Below are 22,067 nucleotides of genomic sequence, written 5' to 3' on the forward strand. Positions count from 1 at the left end.
TCGAAGCATGACGTTCTGGTTTAACCCATTGTAAGCTCAGGTCCTTACAGTGCCGCGTTGAAAAAATCGACCAGCGGCCGGGCCGCCGCAATGCCGGCCACCACCTCATCCACGAAGCCAGGGGCCAGCACCTCCGCATCGGAGTAATAGCGGCCCACGCCAAACGTTTTCAGCCGTAGCCACGCCAAGTCCGGGTCGGTGGCGGCATAGCCGCGCGGCGGCCGGGTTAGCTGCGGCCCGGTAGTGTCGAGGCCATCGGGGAAGTAGCGCAGCAGCGCCGGAGCCTGCCGCAGCCGATGAAACTCGTCGCCGCTGTAGTGAATTTCCTGCCGGATGGCCGCCAGCAGCTCCGGAGTGGGGTGGAAAGTGCCCGCCCCCAGCCAGCTGCGCCCTTCCGGCTGAATGGCCACGAAATAGCCCGCCCGGGGCGCGTGGCGGCCATCACGCTTCAGGCCGGCCCCCATGCGGCGCTTGTAGGGCTCCGGGTCGCGGTGCGCCCGGTCATTTTTATGCAGCCGAAACATCACGTCGCCCGGCGTGAGGTTGGCCAAATCGGGGTCGGTGGCGGCGGCGCGGGCCAGCACCTGCTTCACCAGCTCGATGCAGGCGGTGCGGGCGCGTTGGTAGTCGGGCCGATGCTCGGCCATCCAGGCCGTGGTATTGTTGGCCGCCAGCCGGGCCAGGAAGTTCAGCAGGTATTCCAGTTCCATAAAAAAGCCGGGCATCAGGCCCGGCCTCTCCCAACGCACCCGCTACCGCCGGAGTTGCAAAACAGCCGCCAGCGGCCGCTACCGGCCTTATTTCCGGCTGAGCACCGTCACGGCATCGCCCACGCGCAGGCGGCCCCGGCCCGGCCCGGTCACGTTCTGGCCAAACAGTGTGCTGTTTTCTGCCTGCCGGTAGGTGGCCAGTGTGCGCAGCGGGTCGCCCACCGGGCTTTTGCGGGCCGTGTGCTGGTCGATGGTGGTGAGCACGCAGCGCCCGCAGCCCCGCACGGCCCGAAACGGCACCTCGCCAATCTGAAACTGCTCCCACGCATCGTCCTCATACGCCGCGCCGCCCCCAAACACGAGGTTGGGCCGGAAGCGGTTCATCGGCACCGGTTCGGCCAGGCGGGTATTCAGGTCGGCCAGCGCGGCCTCGCCGGCCAGCAGGAAGGGGTAGCCGTCGGCGAAGCTCACCAGCTGGCCTTCGGGGTTGAATTCCGGCTCCACATCGCGCCGCACCATGTCCGACATATAAACCAGCCGGCAGGGGCGGCCCAGCGCCTCGGCCAGCCATTCGTCGGCCTCGGGCGTGCCGCGCCAGGCCCACAGAATATCGTCCCACACGGTCACGAACAAGGTGCGGTCGGGCGTGGCCGCAAAGGGAATGAAGAGCGGCAGCAAATCGGGCCGCTGGCGGTGTGAAATTAGAAAGCCATTGTAGGCCGGGGCCACGGCCAGCAAGGCCAGCTCGGGCTGCTGGCGCTGCGTCATGAAGCGGTTGCGCTCGTCCACCAGCAGCCAGCGGCGGTCGTGGCGCAGGCCGCGGGGCGTCACCTCGGCTTCGGCCACGGCATACCCGCCGAGGGACTTTACGGGGTACAGAAAAAGGCCGGTGAGGGAAAGGGGAGCTGACATAGCCACAAAAGTACCGGCCGCGCCGCAACTGCACCGCCCCGCTATTCCGGGCGGCCTACTCTACCACCAGCAAATCGGCGGCTCGCACAAAAGCCACGCGCTGCTGCCACTGCACCCGGTACCAGATGTCCTGGCGGCCCAGCACGGGCAGGCGGTCGCCCATGGCGGCGGTGCTCAGCCAGGCGGCGGCGGCGCCCGGCCCGTCCATCAGGGCTGCTCCCGGGCGGGCCACCAGCCCCGTCGGCGTTGGCCGCAGGAAATGCAGGTAGGCCCCCAGCAGGGCAACGTAGGCAGTATAGCCCAGCCAGGCACCGCGCGGGCTCCGGCGCCACAGCAGCACCACGGCGGCCACCACCGCGCCCGCCAGCAAGCCCTGCAAGCCCGGATAGAAGTAGCGCTGCGTCTGCACCCGCAGCTCCTGCTGCCAGGTGGCGGGGTAGCCCACCAGCCGGTGCTGGGTGGCCAGGGCCACCAGCTGCCGCCACGTTCGTACCCGGGGCTGCCGCGCCTGCGCCATGCTCAGGTAGAGCAGCGCCGCCGGATAATGCCCCAACTGCTGCTGGGCGAAGGCCATTTTCAGCAAAAGCTCGGGCGAAACCCGCCGCTGCTGCCATACTTGCTGCCGATAATCAGGAAAAGAAGCCTCGTATTGCCCCGCCGTGAAAAGCGAATCGGCCCGTTGCAGGCCGGTGGGCGACATGGAAAGGGGAGCTGCTGATTTTTTTTTTGCCGGCGGATTTGCACCCAAGGCACAGATAGGCAGGAAGATTAGGAAGAATAAAAGGATTCGCACAGCAATGAGGGTGACTTTTTTTTAAAGTCAGGGTTGTGTAGTTCCGAGGGCTATAGTACTTTTGTACCACCAAAGAAGGAAACGCCCTTCCAAGGTAAAGGTACCGATTCTGTAGCTCAGCTGGTAGAGCAGTACACTTTTAATGTACGGGTCCTGGGTTCGAATCCCAGCGGGATCACAGCAAAAAGCCCCATTCTGGAAACAGGATGGGGCTTTTTCATTGATGTAGGTCCGGCCACGGCTGGTTTAGCTCAAAGCCGGACGGTGGGCCGGCCGATACGCAAAAAGGTTCTCAGCTGGCAGCGCTGAGCTACTGGCTGAGAACCTTGGACTTGTATTAATAGCAGATTGCCGGGCGATGAATAGTGCCGGCTTTACCGGTAATTACCGCTTGCGGAATTCCGGCAGCTACTTCAGCAGCTCATGCAGCACGGTTTGCATGGAAATGGTGCGGTTGCCGGCCTCCTGGATGATGAGGGAGTTGGGTGAGTCCAGCACGGCGTCGGTCACCACCACGTTGCGGCGCACTGGCAGGCAGTGCATGAACTTGCCGTTGTCGGTGAGGGCCATGTGGGCTTCGCTCACCATCCAGGCGGGGTCGGAGCTGAGGATTTGGCCGTAGTCGCGGTAGCTGCTCCAGTTCTTGGCGTATATGTAGTCGGCGCCCTTGAAGGCTTTCTGCTGGTCGTATTCGATGCGGGCGCCTTTGGTGAACTGCTCGGCCAGCTCGTAGCCCTCGGGGTGAGTGATGACGAAATCGACCCAGTCGATTTCCGAGAACCAGTCGGCGAAGGAATTGGGCACGCACTGGGGCAGGGCGCGCACGTGCGGGGCCCAGGTGAGCACCACTTTCACGCGCTCCTTCTGCTTGGTTTCGGCCACGGTGATGAGGTCAGCGAAGGACTGCAGCGGGTGCAGGGTGGCGCTTTCCAGGCTGATAAAGGGCACGGTGGCGTACTGCAGAATCTTGTTGAACACGACTTCCTGGTAGTCCTCGTCGCGGTTGGTGAGGGAAGGAAACGTCCGCACGCCCAGCACGTCGCAGTACTGGCTCATCACGGCGATGGCGTCCTTGATGTGCTCCTGGGTGCCACCGTTCATCACCGCGCCGTCGGCCATTTCCAGGGTCCAGGAGTCGGCGCCGGCGTTGAGCACCCAGGCTTGCGCGCCCAGGTTGTAGGCCGCCTTTATGGAGCTGAGCCGGGTGCGCAGGCTGGGGTTGAAGAAGATGAGGCCAACGGTTTTGTTGCGCCCGATGTGCTGGTAGCCGTAGGGGTTGGCCTTGATTTCCAGGGCTTGCTGCAACAGGGCTTTGTAGTCGCCCGCATCGGCGAAGGAGGTGAAGTTTTTCATGGGTCAATTGTAGTAAGAGTCCACTGGCGCGAGTTTAGCGCAGCGTAACTCGTGCCGGCCATTCGGGCGAGGCTGTGCCTCGCAACAGAACGGCATCGTTGAACGAAGCAAATTGCGCAGTTCTGGCTTGCCGCTTGCGCGGCAGTGGAGGCACAGCCTCCACGTCATAGCTGGTCACGAGTTACGCTGCGCTAAACTCGCGCCAGTTTGGGGGTAACGTCAAATCAGTAAATCATCAGAATTCTCTAAATACAGAGAAATGAAATCTGAAAATGATTCTGCTATGATTTTATGGGCACCTCCGCATATTGCATAAATTTCGTTTCGCTTTGAATTAATATGATTTAGTCTAATTACATATGCTATAAGATTGATTGAGTAATCGGCGAATACAAAACAATTTTCCGGATTCTCCATCACAGCTATTGATTTGCCGTGTTTCGGCATGCCGTAATCTCCTAATAAAGTGACGACATCATCTACTTTATCCAACGAATAAAATTCGTAGAAACCATCATCTACTTCACCATCCATGCCATTAACAAGCTTGAAGTAGCTACGAAAATCCTCCGGAAAGTTTACGTTGCGGTCAGTTTCAAATTTTAGAATATCAGTTTCGCTTACCGTCCATTCAGACCTGATTTTCCTCCGTTCCCAAGTAGCCTTTAAGCGAAGAATTTGTTCCATATAAAAAAGCGCGGACTCTATTGAGTCCGCGCTATCAATTTACATTGCCTTATACTCGTTCCAGCTCTTAATCTTCAAATCCTTCATCCCCAGCGTACAAAACGCCTTAATAAACGCCTTTGCCAGCCGCGCATTCGTCAGCAACGGCACGCCGGAGTCCACGGCGGTGCGACGGATTTTATAGTCGTTATCCAATTCGCCTTTGGAGAGGTTCTTTGGGATATTAATTACGAGGTCGATTTTCTTCTCCTTCAGATACGTCAGCACGTTGGGCTCCTGCATGTCATCGGGCCAGAAGAGGAGGCTCGACGGCACATTGTTTTCGGCGAAGAAGCGGTGGGTACCCTGGGTGGCGTAAATCTGGTAGCCGCGCTTCACCAGCAGCCCGGTGGCGGAGAGCAGCGCCACTTTCGACTGGATGGGGCCGCCGGAAATGAGTACCGTTTTCTCGGGGATTTTGTAGCCCACGCTCAGCATCGATTTCAGCAGGGCTTCCTCGGCGGTGTCGCCTAGGCAGCCCACTTCGCCGGTGCTCACCATGTCGACGCGCATCACCGGGTCGGCGCCGGGCAGGCGGGTGAAGGAGAACTGTGGGGCCTTCACGCCCACGAAAGGCAGGTCGTACACTCGCTCGCTTTCATCGCGGGCTACCTGCTTGCCTAGAAGCACTTGGGTGGCCTTTTTGATGAGGTTGTTGCCCGAGATTTTCGACACGAAGGGGTAGCTGCGCGAGGCGCGCAGGTTGCACTCAATCACGCTGATGGCCCCGTTTTTTTCCAGGAACTGAATGTTGAACGGGCCGCTGATTTCGTAGCGCTTGGCCACCTTTTCGGCGATGATTTTCAGCTTGCGGATGGTGCCCACGTACACCCGCTGGGGCGGGTAGTACATGGTGGCGTCGCCGGAATGCACGCCGGCAAACTCGACGTGCTCGGAGATGGCGTAGCTCACGATTTCGCCTTTGTCGGCCACCGCGTCCAGCTCAATTTCCTTGGCTTCCTGCATGAATTCGGACACCACCACCGGGTATTCGGCGCTGACTTCCTTGGCGGCTTTCAGGAATTCTTCCAGCTCGAAGGCGTTGGAAACCACGTTCATGGCTGCACCCGACAGCACGTAGCTGGGCCGGATGAGCACCGGGTAGCCCACTTCCCGCACGAACCCGTTCATGGCTTCCAGCGAGGTCAGCTCCTTCCAGCGCGGCTGGGCAATGCCCAGCTCGTCCATGATGCTGCTGAACTTGTGGCGGTTTTCGGCCTCGTCGATGTGCGCGGCCGTGGTGCCCAGAATGGGCGCGTGGGCCTCTTCGAGGCGCATGGCTAAGTTGTTGGGAATCTGGCCGCCGGTGCTCAGAATCACGCCGCTAGGTTGCTCGAAATCCAGAATGTCCATCACCCGCTCGAAGCTCAGCTCCTCGAAGTAGAGCCGGTCGCTCACGTCGTAGTCAGTCGAAACGGTTTCGGGGTTGTAGTTGATGAGAATGGTTTTGTAGCCCTCCTCGGCGGCCGTTTGCACGGCCTGTACGCCGCACCAGTCGAACTCAACCGACGAGCCGATGCGGTACACGCCCGAGCCCAGCACCACGATGGACTTGGCGGTTTCGCGGGCCAGGTCGTTTTCGGTGCCGTGATAGGTGGTGTAGAGGTAGTTGGTCTTGGCGGGGAATTCGGCGGCCAGCGTGTCAATCTGCTTCACCACGGGCAGCACGCCCAGGGCCTTGCGGCGGGCGCGCACCCGCAGCTCATCGGCCTTCACGTCGCCCTCGCCCAGCAGCTGCACGGCAATCTGCTGGTCCGAAAAACCAGCTTTCTTCACCTCGCGCAATAGCTTGGTTTCCAGTGAGTCCAGGCCCGTAGCGCGGCCGGCCGCCAGCTGCTGGCCCAGCTCGAAAATGGTGAACAGGCGCTGCAAAAACCAGTGGTCAATCTTCGTCAGCTGGTGCACCTGCTCCAGCGTGTAGCCAGCCTCGAAGGCGCTGTTGATGGCGAAGATGCGCTCCTCGTTCGGCTCGCTCAGCAGCTTGTCAATTGTGTCTTTTTCGATATTTTCGGGCCGGTTGGCCACGAAGCCACGCTTGCCGGTATCGAGCATCCGCAGGCCTTTCTGAATGGCTTCCTCGAACGATTTTCCAATGGCCATCACTTCGCCCACGCTCTTCATGGCCGAGCCAATCTGGCGGTTCACGCCCGAGAATTTGCCCAGGTCCCAGCGTGGCAGCTTCACCACCACGTAGTCGAGGGCGGGCTCGAAAAAGGCCGAGGTGGTCTGCGTGACGCTATTTTTCAGCTCGGCCAGCGAGTAGCCCAGGCTCAGCTTGGCAGCCACGAAGGCCAGCGGGTAGCCCGTCGCTTTCGAGGCCAGCGCCGACGAGCGCGAGAGGCGGGCATTGACCTCAATCACGCGGTAATCTTCGGAAACGGGGTCGAGGGCGTACTGAATGTTGCACTCGCCCACGATGCCCAGGTGCCGGATGGTTTTGATGCCGATGGTGCGCAGCTTGTGGTACTCGCGGTTGCTTAGCGTCTGGGAAGGGGCCACCACGATGCTCTCGCCGGTGTGAATGCCGATGGGGTCGAAGTTCTCCATGTTGCAGACCGTGATGCAGTTATCAAACTGGTCGCGTACCACTTCGTACTCCACTTCCTTCCAGCCCTTCAGCGACTCTTCCACCAGAATCTGGTCGGAAGTCGTGAAGGCCTGCCGGGCCAGGGCCCGCAGCTCGTCCATGTTGTTGGCGAAGCCGCTGCCCAGCCCGCCCAGCGCAAAGGCGGCCCGCACGATGATGGGGAAACCAATGGTTTCGCCGGCGGCCAGGGCCTCGGCCATGCTGGTGCAGGCCACGCTGCGGGCCGAGAGCACGCCAATCTGGTCGAGCTTGACCTTGAAAATCTCCCGGTCCTCGGTGTCGATGATGCTCTGCACGGGCGTGCCCAGCACCTGCACGTTGTACTGCTCGAACACGCCGGCGCGGTACAGGGCCACGGCGCAGTTCAGGGCCGTTTGGCCGCCAAAGGCGACCAGAATGCCATCGGGCCGCTCTTTTTTGATGACTTCCTCCACGAAGTAAGGCGTCACGGGCAGGAAGTACACGTCGTCGGCCATGCCGTCGGAGGTCTGCACGGTGGCAATGTTGGGGTTGATGAGGATGGTGCGGATGCCTTCCTCTTTCAGCGCCTTGAGGGCCTGCGAGCCGGAATAATCGAACTCCCCGGCCTCGCCAATTTTGAGGGCGCCGGAACCAAGGATGAGAACTTTGTTGGGTTTGTTCATGCTAAGGGGTGTATTCTTTTTGAACGTCTGGCGGAGCAATCAGAACGTCATGTTGAGCGGAGCGCAGCGGAGTCGAAACATCTCTACCGCTTCGTTGCAAAATCAACCAGTCCACGTTTCTAAATCAATGGCTTGCCACGTCGGGTTAAACGCGGTAATTAAGGCGTCTTTCTTGCGGCGCGTCCAGCGTTTCAGCTGTTTCTCGCGCTCTATGGCTTGCGTAGCATCAGGTGAGATTTCAAAGTATACCAGCAAATCCGTCTGATACCGTCCGGTGAATTTCCCAACGTCGCCCCGGCCACTGCTGTGCTCGTAAAGTCGCCGCATGAGGTCGTTTGTGACGCCGATGTAGAGGACAGTTTGGGTTTGATTGGTCAGGATGTAGATGTACATGTTGGATGATTCTAGAACGTCATGCTGAGCGAAGCCGAAGCATCTCTACTGCTTCGTTGAAATCATGTCAACTGCGTTTCTGCCCGAAAGACATAACGCCAATCATGTCAAAATTCATAGCCTTTGTAAACGCGGTATCACATAGCATTACATCGGCTGTTTTTAAAATCGTGCTCACTTTGCTTAGGGCTTCATCTAGTGTTGACAAATGAGAATCATGACGGCCGATAATCACATATACTTCTGATTCGTCGAATAACTTATGAGCGTATTCTGCTACCATCTCAGCTTTATACTCATTCGCTTTTTCGTGGTCTAAGCCAACATAAATCAAGTCCGACCAATCCAAATCCTTTAGTCGGTGCTGACTTGAAATGAATATGTTTTTCGCGTCCATGGGCTTAAATGGTTAGACTCAGATTGAGGCAAACGAAGCGGTAGAGATGCTTCGACTTCGCTGCGCTCCGCTCAGCATGACGTTCTATTTTGTCCCGGCGTTACTCTTATAGGCCACCACCGCTTTCAAAAAGTCATCAAACAGAAACTCCGTATCCTCCGGCCCGCCAGCGGCTTCGGGGTGAAACTGCGTCGAAAAAAACGGCTTGGTTTTGTGCTTGATGCCTTCGCAGGTGCCATCGTTCAGGTTCTCAAACAACATCGTCCAATCAGCGGGTAGCGTTTCGGTATCCACCGCGAAGCCGTGGTTTTGGCTGGTGATGTAGCAGCGCTGGGTGCCGGTGAGCTTCACGGGCTGGTTGTGGCTGCGGTGGCCGTATTTGAGCTTGAAGGTGTCGCCGCCCGCCGCCAGGCCCATGAGCTGGGAGCCCAGGCAGATGCCGAAAATGGGCTTGTCCTGTTGCAGGGCTTTCTGGAGGTGCTGAATGGTGGCTTCGCACATTTTGGGGTCGCCGGGGCCGTTGCTCAGGAACAGGCCGTCGTAGTCGAGGGTCGTGAAATCGTAGTCCCAGGGCACGCGAATCAGCTCCACGTCGCGTTCCAGGAAGCAGCGGATGATGTTGGTTTTGGTGCCGCAGTCCACGAGCACGATTTTGTGCTGGCCGCTGCCGAAGTGCTGCACGCCGGGCTGGCTCACCTGCGCCACCAGGTTGTCGAGGTTGGGGTCGTGAAAGGGCACGTCGTCTTCGGCCACGATTTTGCCCAGCATGGCGCCTTTCTCGCGCAGCTTCTTGGTGAGCATGCGGGTATCGACGCCGCAGATGCCGGGGATGTTGTACTCCTTGAGCCAGTCGCCGAGGCTTTTGGCGGCGTTCCAGTGGCTGTGCTCCTCGGAATAATAATTGACGACCAACCCGGCAATATGGATTTTGTCGGACTCGAAAATTTTGGAAATTGACTCGTAGAGGTCTTCGCCGGGCACGCCGTAGTTGCCCACCATGGGGGTGGTGAGGACCAGAATCTGGCCGGCGAAGGACGGGTCGGTGAGGTTTTCGGGGTAGCCCGTCATGGCCGTGCTGAATACCACTTCGCCGGCGGCGGAGGTGAAGGCGCCGAAGGATTCGCCCTGGATTTCGGTGCCGTCTTCGAGGATGAGTTTTACTGTTTGGGACATGTCGTTCTGGCGGTGCACCTCACCCCCCGGCCCCCTCTCCTTTGGGAGAGAGGAAGCCATGGTGGCGTTTGCGTTTTAGAGGTTGACGTTGATGGAGGCTGAGACAGGGCGTGACTTGCGTTTGTAACTGGCTCGACACAATTTCGGCTGGAACAGAACCATAAATCAGGGGTCTGTTCCAGCCGAAGCAGGTTGTAAGCCAAACGGGAGCGAAAGCGGGTAAGTCTATCTGCTCCGCGCAACACCGTTTCCGGATGTCAGGCATCGGAAAATCGGGCGGGCACGACTGCTGAATGGAATAGTTGGTGGCCGCTCTTTCGGGGAAAGAACCAGCCGGCTGCGGCGGAAAAGGGGCCAACGGCAGCGTGCAGCTAATTAGAAGGGGAGCATGGCTCGTAAACTTCATCGTGCTACTCATTGGGGCTGCAAGTTAGGCCAAAAGCGGCTTAACTCCTTGCTTCTGCCGGGACAAGTGTGTACAGCGCCTGCAAAAACCGGTCGACTTCGGCCCGCGTGATGTTGAGCGGCGGCAGCAGCCGGAGCACCGTGGGGTCGGAGGCGTTGCCCACGAAAATGTGGAATTCCGAAAGCAGCTTGTCGCGGATTTCCTTGATGGAGAAGTCGTATTTGATGCCCACCATCAGGCCGCGGCCGCGAATTTCTTCGGCGCCGGCGTGGGCCAGCAGCTCCTGGCGGAGGTAGTCGCCCAGCTTGGTGGCGTGGGCCAGCAGGTGTTCGTCCTCGATGACTTCGAGCACGGCCAGGGCGGCGGCGCAGGCCAGGTGGTTGCCGCCGAAGGTGGTGCCCAACAGGCCGTAGGAGGCTTTCAGCGACGGCGCAATCAGGATGCCGCCGATGGGGAAGCCGTTGCCCATGCCCTTGGCCACGGAAATGATATCGGGCCGGATGCCGGCGTGCTGGTGCGCGAAAAACTTGCCGCTGCGGCCGTAGCCGCTCTGCACCTCGTCGGCAATGAGCAGCACGTTGTGCGCGCCGCACAGCAGCGAGAGCCCCTGCAGGAAATCATCGGAGGGCATGATGATGCCGCCCACGCCCTGAATGGGCTCGATGATGACGGCGCACACGTCGCCGCCGCGCAGGATTTCGGCCACTGCCTTCAGGTCGTACTCCACGAAGCTGATGGCGTGGCCGGCGTTGAAGGGGGCCACGATTTTGGGGTTGTCGGTGGCGGCTACCGCGCCCGAGGTGCGGCCGTGAAACGCGCCTTTGAATGCCACCACGCGGGTTTTGCCGGTGTGGAAGGAGGCCAGCTTCAGCGCATTCTCGTTGGCCTCGGCCCCCGAGTTGCACAGAAACAGCGTGTAATCGTCGTAGCCCGACACTTGGCCCAGCTTGTGCGCCAGCTGCGTCTGAATCGGAATCTGCACCGAGTTGGAGTAGAAGCCGATGTTCTGCAGCTGCTCGGTGAGGCGCTGCACGTAGTGCGGGTGGCTGTGGCCGATGGAAATAACGGCGTGGCCGCCGTAGAAATCCAGGTATTCCTGGCCGTGGTCGTCCCACAGCTTCGCGCCGAGCGCCCGCACGGGTGTGATGTTGACGAGGGGGTAAACGTTGAAAAGCTCCATGGTTTTTGGTGGTGTCAGAGCGTAGTTAAAATAAGAATGTCATTCCGAGCGCAGCCGAGGAATCTCGCGTGCTGATGTTGCAATAGTAATCCTGACGTCAGCACGCGAGATTCCTCGGCTGCGCTCGGAATGACGTTTTAGATGAGCTAGAACGTTCCTGATTTCAAATTCAACCCCGTCGTTTCCGGCAGGCCAAATAGCAGGTTCATATTCTGCACCGCCTGGCCCGAGGCACCTTTCACCAGATTATCAATCACCGAGGTAATCAAGAGCTGCTTGCCCTGTTTCTGCACGTGCAGCAGGCATTTGTTGGTGTTCACCACCTGCTTGAGGTGAATTTCCTTGTCCGAAACCGTGGTGAACGGCGCGTCGGAGTACAAATTCCGGTACAACTCCCGCGCCTCGTCCTGCGTCAAATCCGAGGGCGTGTAGACGCTGGCGAAAATGCCCCGCGCGAAATTGCCGCGGTAGGGGATGAAGTGAATCTCCGCTTCTGATTGTGGCTGCAGCTGCGCTAGGCTCTCGCCGATTTCGCCGAGGTGCTGGTGCGTGAAGGGCTTGTAAATGGACACGTTGTTGGAGCGCCACGAGAAATGCACCGTTTCCGCCAGGCTCTGGCCCGCGCCGGTCGAGCCGGTGATGGCGGAGACGTGGATGTCATCGGTGAGGCGGCCGGCGCGGGCCAGCGGCAGCAGCGCCAGCTGAATGGCCGTGGCGAAGCACCCCGGGTTGGCAATGCTCTGGGCCTGCTGGATGCGGCTTTTGTTCAGCTCCGGCAGGCCGTACACGAACTCGCGGCCTTCAAACTCAGCATCCGCGTGCAGGCGGAAATCGTTGCTCAGGTCGATGACGTGGGTGGTTGCGGGCAGGGAGTTTTTGAGCAGCCAGGCTTTGGAATTGTTGTGGCCCAGGCACAGAAACACCACGTCCTCGTCGCCCGCCAGCTCGGAGGCGAACACCAAATCGGTTTCGTCCACTAGGTCGTCGTGCACTTGGTGCACGGGGTTGCCGGCGTTCGAGGAGCTCACGATACCACCCAGTTCCACGAACTCGTGGTGCAGTAGGATGCGGATGAGCTCGCCGGCCGTGTAGCCGGCCCCGCCTACGATGCCGGCTTTGATTTTGGTGTTTTGCATGATTTGGTCGCCCTCCCCGGTGCACCCCACCCCCCGGCCCCCTCCCCTCCGGGAGAGGGGGAGCCAAGGCGGCGCGATTAAATGAGATTAGAGCTAAAAAAGTAAAACTAGAAGCTAGTCCCCCCTCTCCCCAAGGAGAGGGGGTTAGGGGGTGGGGTCAATCGTTGAGACTAGCACTAATCTTCAGCTGGTTACCGAAAATCTTAATGAACCCTTTAGCATCTCGCGCATCCCAGGCATTATTCTCTTCCCCATACGTGGCCACTTTCGACTGCATCATGTCGTATTTCGACTCGATGCCGAGCAACTTGAACCGGTAGGGCTGGAGCTGCACGAATACCTTGCCCGACACGTGGTTCTGCGACGATTCCAGGAAGGCTTCCATGTCGCGCATCACCGGGTCGAGGTACTGGGCCTCGTGCAGCAGCGTGCCGTACCAGTTGGCGATGTAGTCCTTGTGCAGCAGCTGCCAGCGGGTGCTGGTGTGCTTCTCCAATAGGTGGTGCGCCTTGATGAGCATGAGCGGCGCGGGCGCCTCAAAGCCCACGCGGCCCTTGATACCCAGGATGGTATCGCCTACGTGCGTGTCGCGGCCGATGGCGAAGGCCGAGCCCAGCTCGTTCAGTTTCTGAATCAGCGCGATGGGGTCCATCTTTTCGCCATTTAGCGCCACCGGCTCGCCTTTTTCGAAGGTGATTTCCACGCGCTCCGAATCGTGACGCTGCAGCTGCGAGGGGTAGGCGCTTTCCGGCAGGGCCTCGTGCGAAGTCAACGTTTCCACGCCGCCCACGCTGGTGCCCCAGATGCCTTTGTTGATGGAATATTTCGCCTTCTCCCAGCTCATTTCGAAGCCCTGTTTCTGCAGGTACTCAATCTCGGCCTGGCGCGAGAGCTTGAGGTCGCGGATGGGCGTGAGAATCTCCGTTTTGGGCGAGATAACCGAAAAAGCCACGTCGAAGCGCACCTGGTCGTTGCCGGCGCCGGTGCTGCCGTGCACGATGTAGTCGGCCTCGTTAGCGCGGGCGTATTCGGCAATGGCCAGCGACTGGAACATGCGCTCGGCGCTCACGCTCAGCGGGTACGTATCGTTTTTCAACACGTTGCCGAACAGCAGGTAGCGCAGGCAATCCTGATAGAAGCGCGTGGTCACGTCAATCACCTCGTGCTTCACCGAGCCCAACTCGTAGGCGCGCTTCTCGATGGCGGCCAGCTCCTCGGCCGTAAAGCCGCCGGAGTTCACGATGACGGTATGCACTTCCAAATCGAGGTCGCGCGACAGGTACACAGCGCAAAACGAGGTGTCGAGGCCGCCGCTGTAGGCGAGAATGGCTTTTTTCTTCATATTTAGTGAGGTAAGCTTTAGCTTGCCGTTACGTAAATGGTGAGTTAAGGCTTGGCGTCGGGAACATGGCACACGGCAAGCTAAAGCTTACCGCACACCGCTACTCATCAGAATCGGATGCGGCAACATTAAAATCGGGTACCTGCAGCTGCACCAGCTGCTTCTCCGGCGTGTCATAGAGCATGCCGGTGCAGAGGCACAGCTTGCGCTCGTTCTCCATCAGAATGCCGTAGTTTTTACAGCTTTTGCAGCCCTTCCAGAAGTCTTCGCTGGTGGTCAACTCCGAAAAGGTGACGGGCTCGTAGCCGAGGTCGGTGTTGATTTTCATCACGGCCAGACTGGTCGTGATGCCGAAAATCTTGGCCTGCGGGTACTTGCTGCGCGACAAGTCGAACACAGCCTGCTTGATGGCCTTGCCCACGCCACCCTTGCGGATTTCGGCGTTTACAATCAGGCCTGAGTTGACCACAAAGGTCTTGTCGTCAAACGTTTCGATGTAGCAGAAGCCCGCCAGCTCGCCGTCGACAAAGGCGATAATGCCGTCGCCGCTGGCCATCTTTTTAGCCACGTAGGCCGGCTCGCGCTTGGCGATACCGGTGCCCCGCGTTTTGGCCGACTCGACGTACCATTGGCATAATTGTTCAGCGTACTGTGCGTCCGCCTCCGTTGCAACCCGAATTGTCATTGATAATTAGAAACTTAGGGATAGATACGTGGCTGTCCGGAAAACCCGCATTGCTGTACGGTGATTTCCTGCTAAAGCCCAAACCTGTCTGTAAGTTGAGCGGATACTAGCCCGGCTCAAAAGGGGCTGGCCAAGGGGCCAACATGCGGCTGCTGAAGCCGCTAGGGTCGTCGCACCAGCGCGCAAGTCGTTTGGCACACGCCGGCTGCACCCGGCCGAACGGCGGAGGCAAGCATCGAAGGCGTGGAAACGAGGAGGGGCATGATGAAAATCAAAGTGATTCGGCGCTTTAACGAAGCAGCGAACCAAGTAGTTCAATTCTGGCACAAAGGTAAAAGCTCCTACTTTTGCCTGCAACCTTTCCGGTGGTTTTTTTAAAATAGCCCTTGCCCGACGCTGGGTTTGCGCGAATATGAAGTAGTGATGAAACCTGAATTAAGAATATTTAAAATAGGTGGCGGTATAATTGACAGCGAGGCTGACTTGCTGGAATTCGTGCGCTTATTTTCCAAAATTAGGGAGCCGAAAATTCTGGTACACGGCGGTGGTAAAGGCGCCAGCGAAATGATGAAAAATCTCGGCATCGCCCCGCGCATGATAAACGGCCGCCGCATTACCGACGCCGCCACGCTGGATTTGGTAACCATGTTTTACGCCGGTAAGACCAACAAGCAAATTGTGGTGGCACTGCAAAGTCATGGCGTCAACGCGTTGGGCCTCAGTGGTGCCGATGGCAATGTGATTCAGGCCGTGAAGCGCCCGGTGCGTGATATCGACTACGGTTTCGTAGGCGACCTGAGCGAGGCCAGTGTAAACACAGAATTGGTGCATCAGTTTCTGACGCTCGGTTTGACGCCGGTTTTCTGCCCGATTAATCATGACGGCCACGGCCAGCTATTAAATACCAATGCCGATACCATTGCCGCTTCCGTTGCCAAAGCGTTAAGTAAGAAATACGCAGTAGCATTACATTTCTGCTTTGAAAAGCGCGGCGTGCTCACGGATATTAACGACGATGATTCCGTGATTATGAAAATTAATCTTGCGGATTACGCTGAATTAAAAGAAAGTGGCATTATCGCCGATGGTATGCTGCCCAAATTAGAAAATGCGTTTGACGCGCTGCAATTCGGCGTTGATAAAGTTATTATCGAACACGCGCTGCACATCAATGAGGATTTGAAAACGACGCTATGGCTGAATTAATTGAGCAACTAAGCAATGAGGCCGTTGATTTATTAATCCGGCTCATAAAAACACCCTCTTTCTCCCGCGAAGAAGCCGGCACTGCCACGCTGATTCAGGAGTTTCTATTGGCGCACGGAGTAGTCGCAAAGCGGCAACAGAACAACGTATGGGCCGTTTCGGCGCATTTTGACGCGAGCAAACCGACGGTATTACTCAACTCGCACCACGACACGGTGAAGCCCGGTGCGGGCTGGACGGCCGACCCCTTTGGCGCAGTGCTGGATGGGGATAAACTAACCGGTTTGGGTAGTAATGATGCGGGTGCTTCGGCCGTGAGTTTGCTGGCTACGTTTCTATATTTTCAGAATAAATCGAATGCCTTTAATCTGATATGCGCCATCACCGCCGAGGAGGAAATTTCGGGTGCCAATGGCATCCGTAGCGTGCTGCCGGAATTAGGGAAAATCGACCTGGGAATTGTGGGTGAACCCACGGGAATGAATCTGGCAATCGCCGAAAAGGGTCTGATTGTGCTGGATTGCACCGCCCACGGCAAAACCGGCCACGCCGCCCGCGAGGAAGGTGAAAATGCCCTCTACAAAGCGTTGGATGATATTCAGTGGCTGCGGGGATTTCAGTTTCCTGACGTGTCGCCGCTGCTGGGGCCGGTGAAAATGACGGTGACGCAAATCAGCGCCGGCACGCAGCACAATGTAGTGCCGGATAGGTGTCAGTTTGTGATTGACGTGCGAACCAATGAGCTGTACCAAAATCCGAAAATTATTGATTTCCTGCGGGAGAAACTGCAGTCGGAAATTGTGCCGCGCTCCACGCATTTAAATTCTTCGTGCATCAACGAAAATCACCCGCTAATTCAGAAAGGTTTGGCGATGGTTAAGACGACTTACGGCTCGCCGACGCTCTCGGACCAGTCGATGATGCCCTTTGAAACGCTGAAAATGGGGCCAGGCGAAAGTGCCCGCTCGCACACACCGGACGAGTTTATTCTGGTGAGTGAAATTCGAGCGGGAATTCGGGATTACATTGAACTGCTGACGGATTTTAAATTTTAATATTCGTCTGTCATGCTGAGCCTGCGAAGCATCCTTTGCCGCTGAACGAACCGTTGGACGACTCGTGCAGGCGTGATAGGATGCTTCGCAGGCTCAGCATGACAGATGATTTAGACATGCAATTATGAAAATTTGGGAAAAAGGATTTTCGGTAAACGATACCATCGAAAAATTCACGGTGGGCCAGGACCGGGTGCTGGATATGTACCTCGCGCCGTTCGATATGCGGGCCTCGAAAGCGCAAGCCAATATGCTGGCTAAAGTGGGCATGATTTCGGAAGCAGAACGGCAGCAGTTGGTTACGGGCCTGGATGAGCTACTGGCCCAGGTAGCCTCGGGCACGTTCCAGATTGAGGACGATTTTGAGGACGTGCATTCCAAAATCGAATCTTACCTGACCGAGAAATTCGGTGATGCAGGCAAGAAAATTCACACCGCCCGCTCGCGGAACGACCAGGTTTTGACGGCTATTCAGCTTTTCCTGAAGGATTATGCCGAGCAGATTTCGGCCAGAATAGTGGCACTGGTGGAAGTGTTGTTGCAAAAGGCCGAGGCCCACAAAAACGACCTGCTGCCGGGCTACACGCACTTTCAGGCGGCTATGCCGAGCAGCTTCGGGCTGTGGTTTTCGGCTTATGCTGAGCATTTGCTATTGGATTTGGCGCTATTTGAGGCGGCCCACAAAGTGGCCGACCAGAACCCGCTGGGCTCGGGCGCGGGCTTCGGCAGCAGCTTCCCGATTGACCGCGAAATGACGACCCGGGAAATGGGCTTTGGCAGCGTGGCCGTGAGCAGCGTGGGCGCGCAGATGCTACGCGGCAAAACCGAGAAAACGCTGGCCTTTGCCATTGCGGGCGCGGCCGGCACGCTGGGCAAGCTGGCGTATGATTTGGTGCTCTACAATAGCCAGGATTTGGGCTTCGTGAACCTGCCGAAGGAGTTTACTACCGGCTCCAGTATCATGCCGCACAAAAAAAACCCCGACGTATTTGAACTGGTGCGCGGCCACGCCAACCGCCTCCAGGCGCTGCCCAACGACATTATGCTGGCCACCAGCAACCTGCCCAGCGGCTACCACCGCGACTTCCAGCTGCTGAAGGAGCTACTGTTTGGGCCGATGATGCAGTTTGCCGATTTGCTGGATATGCTGCTGTTTGCGCTGCCCGAAATCAAAATAAAGGAAGGCGTAATTGAGCAGGCCAAATACGACCCGATTTTTTCGGTCGAAAATATCAACCAGCTAATTATTGCCGGGGTGCCGTTTCGCGATGCCTACCAGCAGGTGGGGCGCAGCGTGGAGGACGGCAGCTACGTGCCGCACCGCCAGTTTCAGACCACCCATCTGGGCAGTATCCACAATTTGGGGCTGGCAGAAATTGCGGCCAAAGTGGCGCGGTGGCAGGAGGGGAGCGAGCTGTTTAAAAATCAGAAATGAGGAATAAGGAATGTGTCATCCTGAGCTTGCGAAGGACCTTATGACCGCGGAACAATGCGCGGGAGTCGCCGCGTGGCGCATACGTGATAAGGTCCTTCGCTGCGCGGACGCCAGATTAAGGATGACACATTCCTCATTAAGCCGAAGGCGTATCACCACTCCACGGCTACCCCAAACGTGCTTTGCAGCCCCGAATACACGTTGCGCAGCTTGCCGAAGCCCGCTGCTACATCGGCGGTGGCGGCAATGCGCTTGGTGATGGCGTAGCTGGCCCCGAGGCTGGCGGCGGAGTAGGCCACGCCTTCGCCGAGGCCGATTCGGGCCAGTTTGGCGGGGTCGGGGGCGCGCACATTGTCGAGGGTGCGGACGGCGGCGGTGAGCCAGAGCTTGTCGAAAAACTTGTAGCCAAGCTGCGCGCCGTAGCTGTACTGGTTGGTGAAGCCGGCGGTGCGGAAGTTGTAGCCGGCTTCGAGGGTAATGAAGGCCGGAAGCGTGCCGAGCGTGTGCGAGAGCGCGGCGCGGGTCCAGATGTTCCACTGGCCGTTGCCGGTGGGCAGGTACACGAAATTAGCAGGGTCATTATTCACGATGCCCACGGCGTTGGGGTTGCCCAGCGGGGCCTGGGCGGCTACCTGCACCGCTAGCGGCCACTTGCCGGTAAGCACGCCGTAGCGCAGGCCAAATTCGGGGTCGCCCACGCCCTGGCCAGGGCTGGTGCTGGGGAAGGTGGCGCGGCGAAAGAAGGGGAAGTTCAGGGTGGCTTCGAGCCGGTTGGTGAGGCCGTACTCGGCATACAGGCTATACACCTGCTGCTGGAACTGCGCCGTGTTGATGATGCCGCCCGCTAGCGGGTGGTACTTGGACGTATTGGCCAGCGTGAGGCCGACTTTGGCGTAGCCGTGGCCTTTTTGGCGCGTCCAGCCGCCGCCGGCCCAGGCAGGGGCGGCGGCTAGCAGCAGCGTGATGGCGACGCCGGCCAGCCGACTGGCATAGCGCAAATGGCAAACGGGCCCGAGTAAGATTTTTTCCATAATAGCGAAGGATTTATTGCAGCGTGGCTGCGCCGAAGTTGTACTGGGCCGCATCGCAGTGCAGGATGAGGTGCGAGAAACCCGCCGACATGCCCGCCACAGCCAGCTGCTGCGCCCCCGATTGCGTGATGGTACCCACCCGCACCACACTGGCCGGGTCGGCGGCGCGCTGATTTTTAATCAGGTCGCTGGATTTGGCCAAGTAAATACCCAGCGAGCCGGTGTGAAAATCGGAGTGAAAATCAGTTTTGAATTGCACGTATTCGTTGCCGTCGCTGCCCTTCACCAGGGCCACCCCGCCACCGCTCGAAACGCCGCCCTGGGCCGAGACAGTGCCTTGGCGCAGCGTGGAGTAGGTGATTCCGGCGGGCGCGGCCGAGGCCGGGGCCGGACTGGCATCAGTACGCTTATTGCAGCTGGCCAGGGCCAGACTACCTACGGCCAGCAGGGCCAATCCAAGTCGGGAGGGAAAATGCTTTTTCATAAGGCGATTACAGTAAGTGGGACCGGGCCAGACGAAGACGCCCGACAAACCTTACAGTTGGGCTAAAAACAGTTTTCCTTCAAAATCAGCACCTTTGAATGGTCTAATTTTGCAGGCTTTTCCGCCTTCGGATTATTATTCATTCTCCCTGCTGCTATGCTTCGTTGCGCTGCCATTTATGGACTGATATGCCTGCTTGGGTTGCTGCCGGCAGTAGCCCACGGCCAGGGGATGCTGCGCGTGCAGGTGCGCGACTCGCTGCGCCACGAGCCCCTGGTGGGGGCCAGCGTGGTGGTGCCGGGCACGGGCGCTGGAGCCGCCACCGATGTTACCGGAACGGCCGTGCTCGCGCCCGCCCCGGCGGCTGGCACGCGGCTGCGCATCACCGCGCTGGGCTATCGGCCGCGCTTTGCGGTGGCTCCGGCGGCCGGGCAGGGGCTCACGCTGCTGCTGGCCCCGGGCGGCGTGGAGATTGAGCAGGAAGTGCTGGTGACTGCTACCCGCACCAACTCGCGCATCGAGGACCTGCCCACCCGCGTGGAGGTGCTGGGGGCCGAGGAGATGGAGGAGGAAAGCAGCATCCGACCGGCCAGTATTGCCAGCTTGTTTGGCGATATCGCGGGCACCCAGATTCAGCCCACTTCGCCTACCACCGGCAACCTGGATTTGCGCCTGCAGGGCCTGCCGGGGCAGTACACCCAGATTCTGCGCGATGGCCTGCCGCTGTACGGCGGCTTCGCGGGCTCGTTTGGGCTGCTTACGGTGCCGCCGCTCGATTTGCGGCAGGTGGAATTAATCAAAGGCTCGAACTCGACGCTGTACGGCGGCGGGGCCATTGCCGGCCTAGTGAACCTGGTGAGCAAAACGCCCACGCTGGGCACGCCGCAATACGCTGCCAGCTTCAACCAAACCACGTTGCGCGAAACGGATTTGAATGGCTTTGCGGCCCGGCGCGGGCGGCGCTGGGGCTACTCGGTTTTCGCGGGGCTCGTCAATCAAAAGGAAAAAGACGTGGACGGCGACGGCTTCGTGGACGTGCCCCGGGTGCGTAGCCTCAACCTGCACCCACGCCTGTTTTTCTATCCCAACGCCCACAGCCAGGTGGCGCTGGGCTATACCGGCACGCTGGAAAGCCGCCGGGCCGGCGACGTGGAGGTGCTCAAAAACGGCTTCGACCCTGTGAGCGGCCACGTTTTCTTCATCGACAACACCAGCCTGCGCAATACCGCCGACCTGCTTTACAGCAACGACAGCCTGGCCGGCGGCCGCCTCACCATCAAAGGCACCATTACGGATTTCATCCGCGACGTGAACACCAATTCCAACGCCTTCACCGCCTACCAAACCACTTACTACACCGAGGCCAGCTACCTGCACGCGGCCGGCCCGCGCCACCTTTTGGTAGTGGGCCTGAACGCCAACGGCGAGCAGCTGGCCTCCTTCAACCGCAGCGCCACGCCGCTGCGCAGCCCCTACACCTACCACACGCTGGGCGCGTTTGTGCAGGACGACTGGCGCGTGCTGCCGCGCCTGAGCCTGCAGGCCGGCCTGCGCCTCGACCACCACAACCAGTACGGCACCTTCGTGCTGCCCCGGCTGGCCCTGCTCTACAAAGCCAGCCCATCCGTGACGGCCCGCCTGAACGGCGGCCTGGGCTACCGCGCCCCGGTGCCCTACATCAACAGCCTCGACGAGCGGAATTATCACCTGGTGAAGGCCCTGCAGGGCGTGAGCGCCGAAACTTCCTTTGGCCTGAACGGCGACGTGAACTACCAGCACACCTTCGACGGCTTCGACGAGCCGCTGGTGCTGAGCGTGAATCAGTCGTTTTTCTTCACCCGTCTAGGCAACCCTTTGGTGCTGAATGGCCTGGGTTTTGCGGGGCCATTCCAGGCCAACTACCTTACCTGGCAGAATGCCGCCGCCCCGCTCTCCACGCGCGGCCTCGAAACCTACGTGCGCCTGCGGGCAGACGAAACCGAGCTCTACCTCGGCTACGTTTTCACCGATGCCCGCCGACAGTACGATGCCCAAAACCCGCACCTGCCGCTGGCCGCCCGGCACAAGTTTGCGGCCGTAGGGCTGGTGGAATTTACCGATGCGTTCAGCGCTGGCCTCGAAGCCTCCTATATCGGCCAGCAATACTTGTCCGATGGCCGCACCACGCCCGGCTACCCGCTGTTTGCCGCGCTGCTGCGCTACCACACGGGCAATTTCACGCTGGCCCTGAACGGCGAAAACCTGCTTGACTACCGCCAGACGCGCCGGGAAAAAGTGGTGCTCGCCCCGCTGGACAACCCGGTTTTCCGCGAGCTGTGGGCCCCCGTGGAAGGCCGCGTGTTCAACGTGTCGCTCACGTGGCGCTGGGCCAAAGCATAAAGGCCGCCCGTGCTCGAAAGCGCAGGCGGCCTTAATGTTA

The 22,067-nt window shown here is 59.1% G+C and carries 19 protein-coding genes and 1 tRNA gene; 5 read left to right on the forward strand and 15 right to left on the reverse strand.

The annotated features are described in order from the left end of the window. Positions 1-44: 44 nt before the first annotated feature. From HBN54_RS18085 to HBN54_RS18095, 3 genes are all read right to left on the reverse strand, one after another. Entirely contained in the window at positions 45-710 is a 666-nt protein-coding gene (locus HBN54_RS18085; RefSeq protein ID WP_168674634.1) for a DUF2461 domain-containing protein, read from the reverse strand. Positions 711-797: 87 nt separating this feature from the next. Beyond that, positions 798-1,622 (reverse strand): MOSC domain-containing protein, encoded by an 825-nt coding sequence (locus tag HBN54_RS18090; protein ID WP_168674635.1) that lies wholly within the window; start codon positions 1,620-1,622, stop codon positions 798-800. 55 nt (positions 1,623-1,677) lie between these two features. Then, positions 1,678-2,322, reverse strand: coding sequence for a hypothetical protein (locus tag HBN54_RS18095; RefSeq protein ID WP_168674636.1), 645 nt, complete (start codon positions 2,320-2,322; stop codon positions 1,678-1,680). Positions 2,323-2,520: 198 nt separating this feature from the next. Here HBN54_RS18095 and HBN54_RS18100 point away from each other — a divergent pair. After that, positions 2,521-2,593, forward strand: a tRNA-Lys gene (locus HBN54_RS18100). 230 nt (positions 2,594-2,823) lie between these two features. Here the strand turns inward: HBN54_RS18100 and HBN54_RS18105 are convergent. From HBN54_RS18105 to HBN54_RS18150, 10 genes are all read right to left on the reverse strand, one after another. Then, positions 2,824-3,768, reverse strand: a complete 945-nt coding sequence (locus HBN54_RS18105) for an N-acetylornithine carbamoyltransferase (RefSeq protein ID WP_168674637.1) — start codon at positions 3,766-3,768, stop codon at positions 2,824-2,826. 219 nt (positions 3,769-3,987) lie between these two features. Beyond that, complete coding sequence (locus HBN54_RS18110) at positions 3,988-4,455, reverse strand: SMI1/KNR4 family protein (protein WP_168674638.1); 468 nt, start codon at positions 4,453-4,455, stop codon at positions 3,988-3,990. Positions 4,456-4,494: 39 nt separating this feature from the next. Continuing rightward, positions 4,495-7,725, reverse strand: coding sequence for a carbamoyl-phosphate synthase (glutamine-hydrolyzing) large subunit (gene carB / locus HBN54_RS18115; protein WP_168674639.1), 3,231 nt, complete (start codon positions 7,723-7,725; stop codon positions 4,495-4,497). Positions 7,726-7,827: 102 nt separating this feature from the next. After that, a complete protein-coding gene (locus HBN54_RS18120) occupies positions 7,828-8,118 on the reverse strand; it encodes a GIY-YIG nuclease family protein (protein ID WP_168674640.1) in 291 nt (96 codons plus the stop codon). A 67-nt stretch (positions 8,119-8,185) separates the two neighbouring features. After that, positions 8,186-8,515 (reverse strand): hypothetical protein, encoded by a 330-nt coding sequence (locus HBN54_RS18125; RefSeq protein WP_168674641.1) that lies wholly within the window; start codon positions 8,513-8,515, stop codon positions 8,186-8,188. 84 nt (positions 8,516-8,599) lie between these two features. Next, positions 8,600-9,748 (reverse strand): glutamine-hydrolyzing carbamoyl-phosphate synthase small subunit, encoded by a 1,149-nt coding sequence (gene carA / locus HBN54_RS18130; protein WP_235955593.1) that lies wholly within the window; start codon positions 9,746-9,748, stop codon positions 8,600-8,602. Positions 9,749-10,134: 386 nt separating this feature from the next. Next, on the reverse strand, positions 10,135-11,274 hold the full coding sequence (locus HBN54_RS18135) for an aspartate aminotransferase family protein (RefSeq protein ID WP_168674642.1): 1,140 nt from the start codon (positions 11,272-11,274) through the stop codon (positions 10,135-10,137). A gap of 146 nt (positions 11,275-11,420) precedes the next feature. Beyond that, on the reverse strand, positions 11,421-12,410 hold the full coding sequence (gene argC / locus HBN54_RS18140) for an N-acetyl-gamma-glutamyl-phosphate reductase (RefSeq protein WP_168674643.1): 990 nt from the start codon (positions 12,408-12,410) through the stop codon (positions 11,421-11,423). Between the two features lie 157 nt (positions 12,411-12,567). After that, complete coding sequence (argG, locus tag HBN54_RS18145; protein ID WP_168674644.1) at positions 12,568-13,752, reverse strand: argininosuccinate synthase; 1,185 nt, start codon at positions 13,750-13,752, stop codon at positions 12,568-12,570. Positions 13,753-13,852: 100 nt separating this feature from the next. Then, positions 13,853-14,437, reverse strand: a complete 585-nt coding sequence (locus HBN54_RS18150) for a GNAT family N-acetyltransferase (protein WP_210428107.1) — start codon at positions 14,435-14,437, stop codon at positions 13,853-13,855. Between the two features lie 423 nt (positions 14,438-14,860). Between HBN54_RS18150 and argB the strand changes: the two genes are divergently transcribed. From argB to argH, 3 genes are all read left to right on the forward strand, one after another. After that, a complete protein-coding gene (gene argB / locus HBN54_RS18155; RefSeq protein WP_168674645.1) occupies positions 14,861-15,643 on the forward strand; it encodes an acetylglutamate kinase in 783 nt (260 codons plus the stop codon). Beyond that, complete coding sequence (locus HBN54_RS18160; protein WP_168674646.1) at positions 15,631-16,698, forward strand: M20 family metallo-hydrolase; 1,068 nt, start codon at positions 15,631-15,633, stop codon at positions 16,696-16,698. Before argB ends, HBN54_RS18160 begins: the two co-directional genes overlap by 13 nt. 124 nt (positions 16,699-16,822) lie before the next feature. After that, the gene (gene argH, locus HBN54_RS18165) at positions 16,823-18,133 is read left to right on the forward strand and encodes an argininosuccinate lyase (RefSeq protein ID WP_168674647.1); all 1,311 of its coding nucleotides are present in this window, start codon (positions 16,823-16,825) and stop codon (positions 18,131-18,133) included. A 152-nt stretch (positions 18,134-18,285) separates the two neighbouring features. Here the strand turns inward: argH and HBN54_RS18170 are convergent, their stop codons facing one another. After that, the gene (locus HBN54_RS18170) at positions 18,286-19,164 is read right to left on the reverse strand and encodes a hypothetical protein (RefSeq protein WP_168674648.1); all 879 of its coding nucleotides are present in this window, start codon (positions 19,162-19,164) and stop codon (positions 18,286-18,288) included. A 13-nt stretch (positions 19,165-19,177) separates the two neighbouring features. Beyond that, a complete protein-coding gene (locus tag HBN54_RS18175) occupies positions 19,178-19,648 on the reverse strand; it encodes a hypothetical protein (protein WP_168674649.1) in 471 nt (156 codons plus the stop codon). Between the two features lie 156 nt (positions 19,649-19,804). Here HBN54_RS18175 and HBN54_RS18180 point away from each other — a divergent pair, with 156 nt between their 5' ends. Beyond that, positions 19,805-22,027, forward strand: a complete 2,223-nt coding sequence (locus HBN54_RS18180; protein ID WP_168674650.1) for a TonB-dependent receptor — start codon at positions 19,805-19,807, stop codon at positions 22,025-22,027. The last annotated feature ends 40 nt before the right edge of the window (positions 22,028-22,067 follow it).

Source organism: Hymenobacter artigasi, from assembly GCF_012275535.1.
GTDB classification, from domain to species: Bacteria; Bacteroidota; Bacteroidia; order Cytophagales; family Hymenobacteraceae; genus Hymenobacter; species Hymenobacter artigasi.